The sequence below is a fragment of the Formosa bonchosmolovskayae genome, assembly GCF_051016085.1.
In the GTDB taxonomy this organism is placed as follows: Bacteria; Bacteroidota; Bacteroidia; order Flavobacteriales; family Flavobacteriaceae; genus Formosa.
Map to the genome: position 1 here is coordinate 240,662 of NZ_CP174605.1, position 17,598 is coordinate 258,259.

A 17,598-nucleotide genomic window follows, 5' to 3' on the forward strand; every position below is an offset into this window, starting at 1 on the left:
CAATTTCTTTATTTTCAGTTTTACAACCACTACAAAAAATTGATAAAAAAATCAATAATGGTATAAGCTCATATTTTTTCATTCTTAAGTTATCTGGATTCAAATTTAAAGGCACAACGACTCGTATTTACGACATAGCGTGCTTATCTTAATTTTTCGGATTAGTTAATTCTAAATTCATCATCTTATCTAACACCAATGCAACTGCGCCAATTGTTGTGGCTTGATCGCCATGAGTGGCTGGTAAGATTTTAACTTTCGCACTAGAAGGCAGTAGGTATTTATTTTTTTTGCTCTCGATTAGATCAAATAACAAGTTCCCATTTAAAGACACCCCTCCACCAATATAAACGGTTTCCGGATTTAATAAATTGGAAATAGCCCCGATACCTTTACATAAATATTCGGCTACGTCGTTATATATTTTAAGAGATGCAGGATCGTTTTGCAAGGCCGCAAGCGCCACTAGCTCTGCTGTTATGAGCTCCTTATCCCCTCTGGCGAGTTCTTTTAATAACTCAGATTCATTATTTTCTACTGCAGCTTTACCTAAAGATGTAATTCTGTGACCGGAAGCTAAAGCCTCCAAACACCCATACATACCACACTTACACTGCACCTCACTATCGGTATCTACAGATATGTGGCCAAATTCGCCGGCAAACCCAGAATACCCTTTAAGCAGAGTACCTTCGACCACCAAACCAGAAGCAATACCATATCCCATGTTAATGATTGCGAAATTTTTCTGATTCTCACGAATTCCCATGTTCAATTCCCCTAACGCCATTAAACGCGTAGAGTTATCGTAGAAGAATGGCAAATTTAATCGCTTATCTAATTCTTTACCTAAATCGATATTTGTCCATCCAAAATCTGGAGAAGATTCGATGATTCCAGTTTCACTATTTACTAAACCGGCAACACCTAATCCAACACCCCAAATCTTATCGTCAGGATTCTTTCGTTTCTGAAATTTCTCTACAATTTTAACTAACTTTTCAACAATACTTTCAAAACCTTTCTCCAACTCTGTCGATACTTGCATTTCCGACACAAAATTAGCATTTAGATCTACCAAGCATCCCCTAATATATGTAGCTCCTAAATCGATACCAATAAGGTAATTATTTTCGTTTTTTAATTTAACTATTAAAGGCGGTCTCCCTCCACTTGAATCTCCTAACCCAATGCTTTCAACCAGTTGGTCTACATGCATAAGCTCGTCTACCAACCTAGTTATAGTTGGCGGTGTTAATCCAGATTTTTTCGAAAGTGCAGATCTGCTAATTTGAACATTATCTTTTATCAGCTTTAAAATCACTTTTTTATTTGTGAGATGTAAAAGTGCAACATCCATCTTTTTATACTCTTTACTCATATATAGCGATACTTTTTAAAGGCATTAAAGTAAGTTTTTTTTACAATATAGCACAATTAAATGAAAACTATTATCATTTAAATGACTACACGAGGTTTAAATATTTAAAATCTGTATAATTAAATCACAACAACCAGAATTTTAAATGCCACGATAAACATACATATAATATTGACTTTCAACAACTTAAAAACCCTATATTTTATCACTAATGCTTTGTGATACATATTATAAAATTTTGAGATTTTTATTAAGACTTAATCAAATAAGCTATTATAATTCATGTTTTTTCTTAAAATATTTAGAAATACACAATGTTAAAACCAAAACCGAATCAACTCACACACGATTCCTAAGAGCCTTTGCGACACACTTTTAACATTCCATTTTATTACAATACTCTACTTAAACACCTTATATCAATAAGAATTAGATCTCGAGATAGTCACGTACTTTAACGAAGAATATTGCACTTAAAACCCTACAGTATTACTGTAATCTATCTTTTTAAGCCCTTAAAAATAACTGAATTTCAGAATATAAATCCTCTATAAACACCCTACTTTAAGCTAATTAATTTACTTTTTAATACTTTTAAAATAAATGTTCTACCGCAACAAAATCAGTGCCATATACCCCTCTTAAACCAATAATTATACACAATTACTAAAATACTATCAGATCTTCGATTGTCATGCTACAATTAACTGACACGCCAAATCATGCCCTGATTAACACAGCGTAGCTCACTATTTTTTTAAACAGGACAGACTTCAACACATGGAATGTGCCTACCACACCATCATTACAAAACCGGTGAACGCCATTACATGTAGACTCTTAAAAATTATTACGACATGAGTACAAATGCAATCGTCCCTCTGAATACAATTTCAGAAGGACGATTATTTTAATTTTTGATACAGACAGGGTGAAGAGATATCACGTGTCTTGAATTATATTTTACCTAATACTACACTAAATTTAGCTTTAAGTCAGCTCCATTATTTTATCTTCAACAATCTCTGAAGTATAAAATCCTAAGAAGCTATAGGTTCTTACTGTAGTTAAAAAAGTATAAAGCAGATAATCTTGTTGTTCGGATTTAGGCAACAGTTTATAATCTGGAGTATCTAAAAGCTGAAAGACTTTATCTTCTTTATCCTTAGGCACATTCATGTAAAGCGCAATAAAAGCTTCAAAATCTTCCTTAGAACCATTGGCAATGTTCTTATCGAATTTCTCTTCAAATCTTGCTATAAATACTTTAGATCCCAATTTAACTTCGGCTTGTTTCTCTTCATCTAAAACCGATTGAGACATCATGTCTACAAACTGAGCTAGATTTAAATCTTTACCACCTACAATAGATGTTTTAGGCAAGTATATATCGACTAAATTATGGACAACCTTAATCTCTGAAGGATCGTAAAATGTAGATACCCATCCTGTTTTTGCATCCTCTGTACACGATCCAAAAATACTTAAAACTGTAGACGCACTAACCGTTGCTCCAAGTGCGAAAAGCATATTTTTAACGGCGACTCTTCTTTCCATAATTAAAATATTTCGTTTTTAATTTGAGTAGCGGCATGGTTTGCAGCTCTAGCCGATAAAGCCATATAAGTAAGTGAAGGATTCTGATTTGCAGAAGACGTCATACACGCCCCATCTGTAACATACACATTAGGCACAGCGTGAACTTGATTAAATTCATTAAGCACAGATGTCTTTGGATCGCGCCCCATTCTAGCAGTACCCATTTCATGAATAGCATGCCCCAACCATAATGATTCGGTATGATTATACCCTTTAACGTTCTTAAAACCGGCTTGGGTTAACATTTTAATGGCTTCTTTCAACATATCTTCACGCATTAGCATTTCGTTTTCCTTAAACTCTGCATCGAACGTTACTGTTGGTAAACCCCACTCGTCTTTTTTCTGGTAGTTAAGGGTCATTTTATTTTCATGATAAGGTAAACATTCTCCAAAACCAACCATACCAATACGCCATGTTCCTGGTTTTAAAAGTTCGTCTTTTACATCTTTACCGTAACTTAATTCTTTAATACCACGTTTCCAATCTGTACGGCTAGCACTTCCCTGAAAAGAATATCCTCTTAAAAATTTATTCTTAGAATCCTCAGAATCTCCTATGTTACGGAATCTTGGCACATGAAAACTTGTTGGTCTATTATTAATATAACTAACATCCGAAAACTTATCGGTTTCGGCCGTAGCTCCAACTCTAAAATGATGATCCATTAAATTACGTCCCAGTTCCCCACTATCGTTACCCATTCCGTTTGGAAATCTTTCGGATTTAGATTGCAACAAAATACTTGTAGAGGCTATAGCAGAAGCACAACAAAAAATAACTTTAGCCTTATACTCGATTTTTTCTTTTGTTATGGCGTCAATAATTTTTACTCCTGTGGCTTTTTTAGTTTTGTCGTCGTATACAATTTCGTACACCACGGAATTCACTCTTAATGTCATATTACCGGTTCTTTCGGCAGCAGGTAACGTTGAAGAATTACTACTAAAGTAAGCGCCTAAAGGACACCCTCGCATACATCTATTACGATACGCGCAATTGTACCGTCCCTCATGCTTGACATCGCCAGTTAGGTTAACAAATCGCCCCATGGTTAGGGTTCTATTGTCGTATGCCTTAGTTATTTCACTTCTAAAATGCTTTTCGACCACATTTAGCTCCATCGCTGGAGAAAAATAACCATCTGGTAATTGAGGCAATCCCAGCTTCTCGCCACACACGCCTATAAATTTTTCTACTCTTGTGTACCAAGGATCGATATCTTTATAACGTATAGGCCAATCTACACCTATGTTTTCTTTCTTATTAGCTTCAAAATCTATATCACTAAAACGCAACGCTTGCCTTCCCCAAGTAAGAGACCTTCCACCTACGTGATAGCCACGTATCCAATCAAAGCGTTTTTCCTCGTTATATGGATGTTTTAAATCGTCTACAAACCAATGTTTGTAAGCTTCCTTGGTTACAAAACCCGTACGGTTTTGCTTCTCCTGCTTTTTAATATCTTCGGTAGTTGCTTGTCCTCTATGCTCAAACTCCCAATCATCTTTTTCAGCAGTCGGATATTCTCCATGCTCTACCATTCTACCACGTTCTAAAACTAATGTTTTTAGGCCATTTTCACATAATTCTTTAGCGGCCCAACCACCTGAAATACCAGTTCCAATAACAATGGCATCAAACTCCTTTTCCAATTGTAAACTATTTTTTTTGTTAAAATAAAATCTATTATAGCATAATTAATAAGTAATCACGCTGAGCTATTAAAGCTATATTTTTACAGCCACGGAAAAGAACTCCATAACTACTGTAAACCCGCTTTAAACTTAGTGCAAATAAGCAAAACACACAAATATTTAACGTTTACCACATGGGTCTCACCATTAAAATTTGGCCTATGTATTTACACATAAATATTCAAAATCACACCTAGATTCTGATATTCGCATTATTTTAATTTATAATTACTTTTACGGCTTTGTATTCAAAAAAATTATACTAAAAACACAACAATTCCTTTTTAAAAAAAACACATCCGTAAAATTAAAATTTTCTATCTGGGTGATAAAAAGACACATCTAACGACACTTTTTTATCTGAAACCATTTCTGAAACTAACTTTCCTGTTGCTGGCCCCAAGCTCCACCCCATCATAGCGTGTCCCGTTGCAATAATTAAATTATTACATTTAGACGATTTACCAATGTATGGCAATCCGTCTGGCGAGCATGGTCTTAAGCCACATTGTGCCTGTTCTTTTTCTTCTGAAGTAATTTCTAAATGGTTATAATAATTTTTTGCAGCTGTTGCAATAGCATCTACCCGTTTCGGATTTATAGCATTATTAATACCTGCTATTTCCATGGTACCCGCAAAACGTGTAAAACCATCCATAGGTGTAACCGCTACTTTAGCTTCACATAATATGGCTGGAATGGTAATATGTGTTTCTCTATTTACGTTTATTCTGTAACCTTTTCCTGCCTGAACAGGTATTTTAATCCCTAGTTTTTTAGAAACTAACGGACTCCAACTTCCGGCAGCTAAAACCACCTGGTCGGGTTGTAATGTCCTCTGATCTGTAACAACTTCTGTGATCGTCTTATTTGTAAACTTTAAATCAGTTACAGTTTCATTTTTATGAAAAATAACTCCGTTTGCTTTTAAATAAGCCAGCATATCTTTCATAAAATAATTAGGAGTCATGTGCGCATCACAATCATAATACACAGCACCTTTAACATTTAAATTGGCATGAGGTTCCAATTCCTGAACCTCTTTAGCCGATAAGTTTTTAACCCCTAAACCTTCCTGAATACCACGTTGTCCAACATGCCATTCTTCTTCTCCAACCTCATCAGACTTATAACACATTAAAAGGCCTTTACGTTCGTAATGGAAATTAAAATCGGCAGATTGTTTTAAATCCTCGTAAAGATCTCGAGAAAATAAATTAATATTTTTAATCGCTAAAATAGACTTTTCAACTTTGGCTGGTGTTGCCGATTTTTTAAACGCTAAAGTCCAATTAATAAAATCCATATCTAATCTGGGTTTTACGTATAACGGACTTGCAGCATTAAACATCCATTTAATTCCTTTTGTAATCATTCCTGGAGCCGCCAAAGATATAAAATGACTCGGCGTTATATATCCGGCATTTACATGAGATGCCCCCGATGCCATATCTGATTGATCTAAGACGGTGACTTGATGCCCTTCTTTTTGAAGGTAATATGCAGAACATAATCCTGTAATACCTCCACCAATAATTACAATATTTTTACTCATTTAATAGGTATTTAAATCACTTGAAACCCATGTGCATATGGATCGTCTTCATCGTCAATACTAATAGTATTATGGCCGTAAATTCTTGCCCATCCTTTAATAGAAGGAATAATCGCTAATGTTCCGTTTAAAGATGTTTCTTCCTCTACGCGACCAATAAATGTCGAGCCAATAAAACTTTCGTGTATAAAATCTTCTCCTTTTTTTAATTTCCCTTTAGCGTGTAATTGTGCTAATCTAGAAGATGTTCCTGTACCGCAAGGCGATCTATCGATCGCTTTATCACCATAAAACACGGCATTTCGTCCAGAAGATTTTGGATCTATTGGTGTTCCCGTCCACATAATATGAGATACATCTTTAATGGTAGGATCTTCTGGGTGGATAAACATATCAGGATATTTAAGATTGATTTTATCTCGAATAACCTGAGAAAACTGAATTAATTTACTCGCCGTAAAATCTTGAACTCCAGAAAAATTATCTTGAGCATCTATAATAGCGTAGTAGTTACCGCCATAAGACACATCGAAGGTTAGTGCGCCTAGCTCGGGACAATCAATGGTTAAATTTTCCGCTGCTAAGAAACTTTTTACATTAGTTAATTTAACCCATTTTACCTTACCATCTAGTTCCTGATACTCAATATCTACTAATCCAGCGGGCGCTTCCATTCTAATTTTTCCTGGTGTTTTAGGGACAACCAAGCCTTCTTCGATAGCTATAGTTACAGAACCAATAGTTCCATGACCGCACATGGGTAAACATCCTGAGGTTTCAATAAATAGAATTCCAAAATCGTTTTCCGGATTATTTGGCGGGTACAAAATACTACCACTCATCATATCATGACCGCGAGGCTCAAACATGAGTCCTTTACGAATCCAATCATACTCTTTTAGAAAATGTTGTCGTTTTTCGCTCATGGTAGCGCCATTCAACATTGGCCCACCTGCTTCCACCACTCTTACTGGGTTTCCGCAGGTATGCGCATCAATACATTTAAAGCTGTTTTTCATTCAATTTTATAACCGCTAAATTTTCAATATTTTTTAAATTACATCTTTTGTTTTTTCACTATTTACCAGCCTTAAAATATTTAAAGGGTTTTCGTTTTTAAGTGCATCTGGTAACAAATCGTTTGGCCAATCTTGGAAACTAACCGGTCTTACCCATCTCTTAATCGAGTCTACTCCTACAGATGTAAATCTAGAATCTGTTGAAGAAGGATATGGACCTCCGTGCACCATAGAAGGGCACACCTCGACACCTGTTGGCATTCCGTTTAAAATAATACGTCCAACTCTATTTTGTAAAGCTGCAATTACTTTTGGATAATCGGTAGCTTCATTGTCGTCGGCAATTAATGTTCCTGTTAACTGACCTTCTAATTTAGAAAGTATAGTTTCTAATTCTGCCATATCTTCACACTGTACAATTATAGAGTACGGTCCGAAAACTTCTTGATGTAATGTCGGGTTTGCTATAAAGGTTTTCCCTTGAACGGTAGCCACAGCGTGCTTCGCGTAATTAGGTTTAACCTCAGCAGTATAATCGGCTACAATATCTAACTCTGGTTGCTCTAAAGCTTTAGATTTATTATTGTTATAAGCCTCAAGTATGTTTGGATGTAACATACATGTTGGATCTATGTTAACAAACTCTTTTGATAAAATAGAAATAAAATTATCTAAACTTTCACCTTTAACCCCTAATAACAGCCCTGGATTAGTACAGAATTGTCCTGTACCCATAGCAATAGAAGAAGCGTAAGTTTTAGCCCAACTTTCTGCTTTATTTTCTAAAGCTTTTGGAAGCGCTACAACAGGATTTATACTTCCCATTTCGGCAAACACAGGAATAAGTTCATCCCTTTTTGTTGCTAAATCGTATAATGCTCTACCACCGCGAATACTTCCTGTAAAACCAACTGCTTTTACTTTTGGATGACTCACTAATAATGATCCTTCTTCGATACCATTACTATTAATATTAGAGAATATTCCGTTTGGCATTCCCGTTTTTTCGGCCGCTTTAATTATTGCAGATGACACTAATTCGCCTGTTCCCGCATGCATTGGATGTGACTTTACGATTACTGGACAACCTGCAGCAAATGCAGCAGCAGTATCTCCTCCAGCTGTAGAAAATGCTAAAGCAAAATTACTAGCTCCAAAAACAGCTATAGGCCCTAATGGCACATACATTTTACGTAAATCTGATTTAGGTAAAGGTTCTCTGTCTGGTATTGCAGTATCGATACTTGCATCTACCCATGAACCTTCGGTAATTAAATCGGCAAAAGTACGTAGCTGAAACATGGTTCTTCCACGTTCTCCTTGCGCACGTCCTGCAGGTAAGCCTGTTTCTGCACAATACATATCTAATAACTCATCTCCAAGTGCTAAAATTTCGTCTGCAATTGCATTTAAAAACGCCGCCTTTTTTAATCCTGAAAGTGATCGGGTTACCTCGAATGCTTCTGACGCTAATGTCACAGCTTCATCTATTTCTTCTGAAGTTGCAGCATAGAACACGTGCTCATTTTCGGTATTTGATTGTGGATTAAATGTTTTGTATACGTTTTCGCCTTTTGCAGATAGTTGGCTACCTATATAATTTTTTCCTGTTATCATCAAGTTTGTTTTTTAATCCGAATTAGGGATCTTGTTTAATTATTAATTCGTTTTAGTAGGTTTGTAATTTACAACTATAACACAATTACTAATCGATTTATTTTTGTTTAAACCTCATCAAATATTACTAATAAATTTGACGATACTAAACAAAGTACATGTTAAAATAAAGATAAATGTTTGACTTTTCCGTTTAAAATAAACACTAAAATCAAACATTTTATCTATTAGAAACATGATTATTTCTAAGCTATTACACTTAAGTTTTTATACTCTGGTAATGTTGGTCTTACTGCAAGTGCATCTGTAATAATTTTTTCTATTTCTGCACGCTCTTCACCTTGTAACACTAATCTTGGCGCTCTTACATATTCAGAACCAATGTCTGTATGTAACGTTGCAAATTTAATGTACTGCACTAATTTTGGGTGGATATCTAACTCTAACAATGGCATAAACCAACGGTAAATCTCAAGAGCTTCTTGAATACGTCCTGCTTTTTGAAGTTCGTAAATAGCAACAGTTTCTGCTGGAAATGCACAAACTAAACCAGCTACCCAGCCGTTTGCACCTAATAATAAACTTTCTAATGCTAAAGTATCTACTCCAGTCATAATAGCTAGTCTATCTCCAAAACGATTTTTAATTCTAGTTATATTTGTTGTATCTCTAGTCGATTCTTTTACCGCTTGAATGTTTGGACACAATTCAACCAATTCGGCAAACATATCTAGAGTCACTAAAATTTTATAATCTGTAGGGTTATTGTAAATCATTATTGGCAATGACGTACTGTCTGCAATAGCTCTAAAATACTCAACAACCTCTTCGTCTGATGCTTTATATCGCATTGGAGGCAGTATCATTAAAGCTTCGGCTCCATCTTCTTCAGCAGTTCTTGCTAAATTTATAGCCGCTTTAGTTGTTGTTTCTGCAATATTCATTAAAACAGGCACCTTTCCTTCTGTAAACGCAACAGCTTCTCTTGTTAAAATACGTCTTTCTTCATCTGTTAATGTGCTAGCTTCACCTAAAGTACCTCCTAATACAAGACCATGGACACCTGCATCTAATTGTGCTTTAATATTAACCTTAAACAACTCTAAATCCAATTCATCTTTATCTGTAAATTGTGTTGTAATCGCTGGCATAACGCCTTCCCATTTAAAACTCATAAATTCTGTTTTTTAATTTACTCAAAAATATAGAATACTAAAACTTTCAAAATAATGTATTTTATCTATAATTGATACTATTTTACATATTTTGCCCTAGTTTCATAAAAAATGAGCCCTTATTAAAAATAAAACAACCAGAACCAGTATTTGACTCAACTAATCCGTTGAAATTCAATTTAATATTTTTCATGACCAACCAGTCTAGAATGAACCTATATTTTGTCTAAAAACTAGCATGAATGTTCCCCTAACCGAGACATATTATAAAGTGGTAGGTTTTAAATGTATTACCATAATTGATTAAAGATTATAACACTCCCATCCGTTACTAAATTTCTTAACTATTTGTAAATACTGAGGCAGTAATCCTTAATAGATAGATAATACATGAAGCACAAATAGTGGGCCGACTAATTGTAATTTTATTAGTTAATTTTTCAAGTAAAACGGTTGTTCATGTCTTTATCTCGTCCTTTATTTTACATTTTTATTTTTCTATCCTTCTCTTGCTTTGCTCAAGCACCTTACAAGATTCATTCTCACAACGATTACAGTCAGCTTTTACCCTTTTGGAAAGCCTATAATAGTGGTTTAGAATCTATAGAAGTGGATGTGTTTTTAAAAAACGACACTTTATACGCTACGCACGAAGCCCATGAAATTAAGTCACAAAACACCTTAGAATCTTTATACTTAGCACCTTTAAGTAAAGTTTATAAAACCCACTTAGGAGCCGAACAGCAGATCCAATTTTTAATCGATATAAAATCTGAAGCATACACCACACTTGATGCTATTGAGACGGTATTAAAAACATATCCTGAGCTTACAAGTAACCCAAAACTGAGTTTTGTAATTTCGGGACATAGACCCGAATTAAAGGATTACAATACCTATCCTGATTATATACTATTCGACTACCAAAGCTTAAAGCCAATTCCTAAAAAAGCGCTGAATAAAATTGCATTAATAAGTCTTAGCTACGCAAATTTCTCGTCTTGGAAAGGTCAGGATTCTATTCCGACAACAGATTTTAACACCTTAAAACGTGTTGTAAACCAAGCACACGCACACAATAAACCATTTCGTTTTTGGGGCGCTCCAGACACGCCATTGGCCTGGAATACATTTTATAGAATGGGCGTAGATTTTATAAACACAGATCACCCGCTAGAATGCGCTAACTATTTTAATACTCTAAATGCGACCACAAAGGCTATAGAAATTGCTTTTATTTCGGATATACACTTTCAAGATATTTATGGCGAATTTTCGGATAACGATTATAAAGGAATATACAATGACAAGACCAAAAAGCACACGCTTTTAAGAACAATGGATGCGCAATTGCATTCTACAAGAATCTTTAACGAGAATTATTTTGCACTATTTGCTGCCTTAGACGATATGGTAAACAAAGGCATAAAGTATGTCGCCTTACCGGGTGATTATACCGACGACGGCCAAGCCATTCATTTAAAAGGTTTGCAACACATTCTCCAGTCTTACGAAACAACCTATGGTATGCAATTTTTTATAACCACCGGTAATCACGATCCTGTAGGACCTCTTGCTCAAGATTCTGGAAAATCTGATTTTATGGGAACAGACGGACAGGCTCAAGCTATTTATAGTTATAAACCTTTAAAAACCGACCTCCCTGTCATTCTTTCTAAAGACATTAAAAAATTAGGGTACACGGGCGTTCTTAATCATTTACAATCTTTTGGTTTTTTCCCTCAAGAAAACCATCTGTATTGGGCTACTCCCTTCTCTAACTATACACCCGAGACTTACACTTATAAAACAGCTTTACAGCAAAGCACATTAAATAATAGGATGTATAATATGGCGCCAGGATACACCATTCCCGACGCTAGCTATGTTGTAGAACCAACACCAAACGTATGGCTACTCGCTTTAGATGCCAATGTATATCTACCAAAAGATTCTATTGCTGGCCACGCTTTAGACCCGAAAAATTACAGCGGCGCTAGTATAGGATATAACAATGTAATTACTCATAAAACACACCTTATACAATGGGTAAAAAGGGTTGCCTCGGAAGCCAAGCGATTAAACAAAACACTTATTGCTTTTAGCCATTACCCGATGATTGATTTTAACGATGATGCATCAAAAGAATTAGAATCCTTTTTCGAAGGTAAAAAATGGCATTTAGAACGTGTACCTCAGGAAGCGGTCTCTAAAATATTTTTTGATGCCGGAATAAAAATCCATGTAGCAGGACATATGCATATTAACGACACTGGCGTGAGAACCTTTGAAAACGAAAAGTCTTTAATTAATATACAAACACCATCTATTGCCGCATATATTCCAGGTTATAAAATATTAAAAGTAAAAGCCAATAATGAGATTGAAGTGAGCACTATACAAGTTAACCATGTTCCTAATTTTGATGATTTATTTCCACTTTACGAAAAGGAATATAAGCATTTAACTTCGCAAGGAAACCCTTTATGGAATCATGAAATTTTAAACAGTACGTCGTATCATGATTTTACCATGTTTCATTTAAAAGAACTAGTACGCTTAAGGTTTCTAAAAGAATGGGCTCCGGGTTTTAAGGATTTCATGTTAAATATCACCGCTGAAGATTTACTTCTGCTACCTTACTTAGATACTAACATCTCAATTGAAACCTTATGTCTAAACAAAACCGAATATAAGTTAGATTGGGAAATGGCCGAAAACAAAGCTGTATTGGCTTTACAAACCTCCGATTTAACAGTAGAGGATTTTAAAGACTGGACTGGCTTTGATATGATATTTGATTTTTACCGAATTCGGAATGCTGATGTTTTAGCAATTAACGATATTGGAGACAAACAAATAGCCATATATAAATGGCTATTTGATACTTATAAGTTGACGCTATCTCCGAATAAAAACGACGATATCAGACAGAAATTATTAACCTTTTCTTCAATCTTTTTAAAATTCTTAAACGGTGCCCCTGCTAATCATTTTGTTATAGATTATAATACAGGAGCTTTAAAAGCTATAGAAAACTAGTACTTACTTTGTTGTAACCGGATTCTTTCTAACATATGTCCCGTTTTTAAATGAAATATGATAATCGCTTTTAAATAATGTACTAGGCAAATAATAATCTGTAGTGATAATTTGTGCACCAGAATCCTTTGCCATATTAAAATGAGAATAGTCGTTAGATCGTGCTTCTTTGGTACCTGCATCTGCACGCGTTCTTATTATATATCCTTTAGACACTAAATCTTTTATGGACTTATCTTCTGGATTATTTCTAAATAAAGTTGCCGCTTCAGGCGTTCCTGGATTTGCATTTGCAAACATAGCACGATTATTAAGCGATGGATGCCCTTTAATATATAAATCACGTTTTCTACCAGAGTCATCTAAAATAAATAAGAACTTCCCTCTAGCGTCTTTTAATTTTGGCCAGTTATTATTTAACACCGCCTGCTCTAGAGTTTCATATTTGCCTTTAACATTATCCGGAGTTATTAATTTATCACTTCCTAAACCGCTTTTTAGTGCATTATCGAGTTCTGCAAAAAGTGATGTTGTAAATTCTTCTGGCTGTGTGCCAAACATATTTGCTTTTCCGTCTTTAGCTTCTAATGTTACAAAAATAGGTTCGTGATTAGGGTGCGCCTCAGACCATGATTTTATATCCTTTAAGCAAGCATCTAGAGTATAATAATGCGTTCTAAAATCGATATCTATAACATGTAAAATTTTAAATCCCGGTTTCTGCATGACCTTATTAGGATCGAATGCCTCATCTGGTTGTGCTAGAGATAATCCTTTTGGATTTGCATACGTCCCTCCTTTAGAATCGGCATAAACATCTATTTCAAGATTTCGTAATCCCATATCTAACTGCTCTAATATAGGTATATGGGTATACTGTAAAGATTGTATACTATTGGTGGTATCCTTTTCTTCTAAAAAACGATATAGTTTAGGCTCTATTTCTTTTTTATAACTGTTATGAGAACCAATAACTTGAAGCTGATTAATGCGTAAAGCATCGTGTTGAGATCTCACTTTAAAACATAGAATACACAATAAACATAAGGACAAATAATATTTCATAACTAAAAAAAATTAGTGGCCAAAATTACCACTAATCCATTAAGTTCATGTTAGTAAATTAAGAACAAAATGTAAAAACTTAACATGTTTAAGTGACCCACACAAAACCATTAAACTACTACATAACAACATATTAACATTTTTCAGTATAATTTACACCACACTGTTTATTTAACAGTTGCATAACTATTAGCTAAAATTTGAGAGCTTAAGATTTCATTAATTTGCGACACGATTAAAACTTATAAAGTTTTGTTAACGACTTCCAATTAACCTCTAAAATCTTTACTCACTTAATGAATTAAAAATACGTATAAACTTTCCTCAAAACAAAAAACCATAGTTGCTACGAACAACTACGGCCTATTAATTAAGCATTGTAACACCAATAACTTAAATATGTATAATAAAAATAATTTATTTCTATTAAAAAATATAACTTTTTTAATATTATTCTTGCTTGTATACCAAACGGGTTACACAAGTACTGCCACAGCCTCAAAAAACAAAACGTCTAATAAAGCGATTCAAAAAACGATACAAGGTAAAATTGTAGACGAAACTGGCGTTCCCTTATTAGGCGCTTCTATTTTAATAAAAGATACAACCATAGGTGCTTCTGCCAACTTTGACGGTGAATTTTCTATCGAAGCCAGCTACGGACAAACATTACAAATTTCATTTATCGGTTATGAAACCCAGGAAGTTGTTATAGATGCCGACTACCTAAACATTACCTTACAACCTTCTAGCGCTGTGCTAAACGAGGTTTTAATTGTAGGATATGGTCAGCAAAAAAAGAAAGATCTTACAGGTGCTGTAACTCAATTATCGTCTAACGATTTTAAGGAAGGTGTAAATATTTCTGCAGATAATTTATTACAAGGTAAAGTTGCAGGTGTACGTGTAATTCCTTCTAACGGAGAACCAGGTTCTGGTGTAGACGTTTCTATTCGTGGTGTAGGTTCTATTAGAAGTGGTAGCACACCTTTATTTGTAGTAGATGGTGTTCCTTTGAGTAATACAAATGTGAGTGCGCCTAGTCCTAATTTTGGACTTGGAAATTCTAGCGCAAAGAATCCACTAAACTTCCTTAACACTAGTGATATTGCTTCTATTACAGTGCTAAAAGATGCATCTGCTGCCGCGATATACGGAGCAAGAGGTTCTAACGGTGTTGTTATTATTACCACAAAACAAGGAAAAACAGGCAAAGCAGCTATTACGATAGATTCTTATTTAAGTGTTTCCAATGTAATTAAAAAGATTGACGTCCTAGAAGCAGACGACTACAGAAATGCTATAAACGACGACGCTTACGATCATGGTGGCGACACAGATTGGCAAGACGAATTACTTCGTAGCGGTATCACTCAGAATAACAATTTCTCCTTTTCGTCTAAAACAGAAAGCGGAAATTATTACACCTCTTTATCGTTAATGGATCAGGAAGGGATTGTACATAATAGTGGTTTCGACAGAGTAACGGCGCGTTTAAATGCTGAAGAATCTTTCTTTGATAACAAACGATTAAAGGTAAAGGTAAATTTAACTGCCAGCCAGATTAACGAAACTGGAGTGCCAAATGGTTCTGATGCAGGTTCGGATGGACAGTTAATTATCCATGCTTTAATGGCTAACCCAACACAACCTGTATTTGATGAAGATGGCGAATACACCAACTTTAATTTAAATCAGAACTACAACCCGATGTATTTATTAGACATTTACGAGGATCATACCAATACAGTACGAATTCTTGGAAATGCCGAAGCATCGTTTAGAATTATTGACGGATTAGACTATAAGTTTAACTACGGTGTAGATCGTTCGGTTTCGGAACGTAATTCTACTATTTACCCAAATGCTACAGATAGAACACCAGAAGGTGCTTACGTTCAAACAAATTTAGAGTCTCAGAGTACTTTAATGGAGCACTATTTAACGTATCGTTTTGGATTTAATAAAAACAACTTTGAAGTTTTAGGAGGATTTTCATATCAGAAATTCGATTTCTCTGGAACAACATTTTCTGTTACAGGAATAGACCCTAAAGGCACAGGTGTTAAACCAGAATACGATCCTGGATATTCTGGGCAACAGAATGGCTTAAGTGGATACGCTCAAGAAAACGAATTACAATCTTATTTTAGTAGGGTAAATTACAATTTTGATGACAGATATTTAATTACTGCATCGGTAAGAGCAGATGGTTCGACCCGTTTTGGTGAGAATAACAAATATGGATATTTCCCTTCATTTGCATTAGGTTGGAATTTAGACAACGAACAGTTTTTTATGGATTCTGATGTGATTAACCAATTAAAACTAAGACTTAGTTGGGGACAAACAGGGAACCAAGAAGTACAAAACAAAATCACTCAGGCCAGTTATTCGCAATCGGCTGCAGGAGGATATTACTTATATAACGATCCGAGCATAACAAATGGAATTGTAGTAAACAGAACTGCCAATCCAGATTTACAATGGGAAGTGGTATCGCAATTAAATATTGGTGCGGATTTTAGTTTATGGAATAACAAATTATACGGTTCTGCAGATTATTACACAAAAACAACAACCAATGCCATTCTAAACATTCCTGCCGAACCTTTAAGCCCAACAACAACAGTGTGGCAAAACATTAGTGGAGAAATTGTAAATAAAGGTTTTGAATTAAGTTTAGGTTCGCAAATTATAAGTACAGACGACTTTTCATGGTCTCTAGATGTAAACGGAGCAACGTTAGATAATGAGGTAGTAGACTTACCGGTTTCAGAATTATATTCAGGTAGTGTTGCAGGACCAGGTTTATCTGGAGTAGTTGCAAACATTTATAAAAGTGGTTACGAAGCAGGATCGTTTTATATGTTAAAACACTTAGGTTTCGATGCGAATGGCGCAGACATTTTTGAAGATTTTAATAACGATGGCGCTATAAATAGTGACGACCGTCAGATTTTTGAAGGTGCTCTACCTAATTTCACATACGGGATAAACACCAACTTAAGTTATAAACGTTGGGATTTAAGTCTTTCTTTAATTGGACAAAGTGGTGGTTTACTAGTTAACAACACCAATTTAGCGTTAAACATTAACAATATTGTTTCCGATAGAAATGTCCTTTCAGAATTTTATAATGCTGGAGCTAGTTATTCTAACACACCTCAACTTTCGACATTATATTTAGAAAAATCAGATTTCCTACGTTTAAACAACGCAAGAATAGGATACTCTTTAGATACAGATCGTCTTAATTTAGAATGGCTACAAGGTTTAAACCTATATCTAAGTGCTCAGAATTTATTTACAATCACTAACTATTCTGGTTACGACCCGTTAATTAATAGTCCGCGAAATTCTGGAGGAAACCAATCTATAGGAATAGATTACACGACTTACCCATCATCTAAAACGTATATGCTAGGTGCAACACTAAAATTATAAT

The 17,598-nt window shown here is 34.9% G+C and carries 10 protein-coding genes; 2 read left to right on the forward strand and 8 right to left on the reverse strand.

From position 1 onward, the window contains the following. Positions 1 to 148: 148 nt before the first annotated feature. The 7 genes from ACKC83_RS00800 to ACKC83_RS00830 all read right to left on the reverse strand — a co-directional run bounded on the left by ACKC83_RS00800 (position 149) and on the right by ACKC83_RS00830 (position 10,043). Complete coding sequence (locus ACKC83_RS00800; RefSeq protein ID WP_414035392.1) at positions 149 to 1,381, reverse strand: ROK family protein; 1,233 nt, start codon at positions 1,379 to 1,381, stop codon at positions 149 to 151. A gap of 990 nt (positions 1,382 to 2,371) precedes the next feature. Continuing rightward, on the reverse strand, positions 2,372 to 2,938 hold the full coding sequence (locus ACKC83_RS00805; protein WP_434036697.1) for a gluconate 2-dehydrogenase subunit 3 family protein: 567 nt from the start codon (positions 2,936 to 2,938) through the stop codon (positions 2,372 to 2,374). Positions 2,939 to 2,940: 2 nt separating this feature from the next. Then, entirely contained in the window at positions 2,941 to 4,635 is a 1,695-nt protein-coding gene (locus ACKC83_RS00810; RefSeq protein ID WP_434036698.1) for a GMC oxidoreductase, read from the reverse strand. A 349-nt stretch (positions 4,636 to 4,984) separates the two neighbouring features. Then, positions 4,985 to 6,232: an NAD(P)/FAD-dependent oxidoreductase gene (locus ACKC83_RS00815; protein WP_434036699.1), complete on the reverse strand. Its 1,248-nt coding sequence runs from the start codon at positions 6,230 to 6,232 to the stop codon at positions 4,985 to 4,987. Between the two features lie 11 nt (positions 6,233 to 6,243). Continuing rightward, positions 6,244 to 7,251, reverse strand: a complete 1,008-nt coding sequence (locus ACKC83_RS00820) for a 4-hydroxyproline epimerase (protein ID WP_434036700.1) — start codon at positions 7,249 to 7,251, stop codon at positions 6,244 to 6,246. A 33-nt stretch (positions 7,252 to 7,284) separates the two neighbouring features. After that, complete coding sequence (locus ACKC83_RS00825; RefSeq protein WP_434036701.1) at positions 7,285 to 8,868, reverse strand: aldehyde dehydrogenase (NADP(+)); 1,584 nt, start codon at positions 8,866 to 8,868, stop codon at positions 7,285 to 7,287. Between the two features lie 245 nt (positions 8,869 to 9,113). Beyond that, a complete protein-coding gene (locus ACKC83_RS00830) occupies positions 9,114 to 10,043 on the reverse strand; it encodes a dihydrodipicolinate synthase family protein (RefSeq protein WP_414035386.1) in 930 nt (309 codons plus the stop codon). A 459-nt stretch (positions 10,044 to 10,502) separates the two neighbouring features. On the opposite strand from ACKC83_RS00830, the gene ACKC83_RS00835 reads away from it, so the two are divergent. Beyond that, on the forward strand, positions 10,503 to 13,085 hold the full coding sequence (locus tag ACKC83_RS00835; RefSeq protein ID WP_434036702.1) for a metallophosphoesterase: 2,583 nt from the start codon (positions 10,503 to 10,505) through the stop codon (positions 13,083 to 13,085). 3 nt (positions 13,086 to 13,088) lie between these two features. Here ACKC83_RS00835 and ACKC83_RS00840 read toward each other — a convergent pair whose 3' ends face one another. Beyond that, positions 13,089 to 14,102 (reverse strand): phosphatidylinositol-specific phospholipase C1-like protein, encoded by a 1,014-nt coding sequence (locus tag ACKC83_RS00840; protein ID WP_434036703.1) that lies wholly within the window; start codon positions 14,100 to 14,102, stop codon positions 13,089 to 13,091. Positions 14,103 to 14,549: 447 nt separating this feature from the next. On the opposite strand from ACKC83_RS00840, the gene ACKC83_RS00845 reads away from it, so the two are divergent. After that, on the forward strand, positions 14,550 to 17,597 hold the full coding sequence (locus tag ACKC83_RS00845; protein WP_434036704.1) for a SusC/RagA family TonB-linked outer membrane protein: 3,048 nt from the start codon (positions 14,550 to 14,552) through the stop codon (positions 17,595 to 17,597). Position 17,598: the final 1 nt, after the last annotated feature.

Excerpts from the sequence above, each read along its gene's own strand:
- ACKC83_RS00805 (WP_434036697.1), bottom strand. The coding sequence starts at position 2,938 with ATGGAAAGAAGAGTCGCCGTTAAAAATATGCTTTTCGCACTTGGAGCA.
- ACKC83_RS00830 (WP_414035386.1), bottom strand. The coding sequence starts at position 10,043 with ATGAGTTTTAAATGGGAAGGCGTTATGCCAGCGATTACAACACAATTT.
- ACKC83_RS00845 (WP_434036704.1), top strand. The coding sequence starts at position 14,550 with ATGTATAATAAAAATAATTTATTTCTATTAAAAAATATAACTTTTTTA.
- ACKC83_RS00835 (WP_434036702.1), top strand. The coding sequence starts at position 10,503 with ATGTCTTTATCTCGTCCTTTATTTTACATTTTTATTTTTCTATCCTTC.
- ACKC83_RS00825 (WP_434036701.1), bottom strand. The coding sequence starts at position 8,868 with ATGATAACAGGAAAAAATTATATAGGTAGCCAACTATCTGCAAAAGGC.
- ACKC83_RS00800 (WP_414035392.1), bottom strand. The coding sequence starts at position 1,381 with ATGAGTAAAGAGTATAAAAAGATGGATGTTGCACTTTTACATCTCACA.
- ACKC83_RS00815 (WP_434036699.1), bottom strand. The coding sequence starts at position 6,232 with ATGAGTAAAAATATTGTAATTATTGGTGGAGGTATTACAGGATTATGT.
- ACKC83_RS00820 (WP_434036700.1), bottom strand. The coding sequence starts at position 7,251 with ATGAAAAACAGCTTTAAATGTATTGATGCGCATACCTGCGGAAACCCA.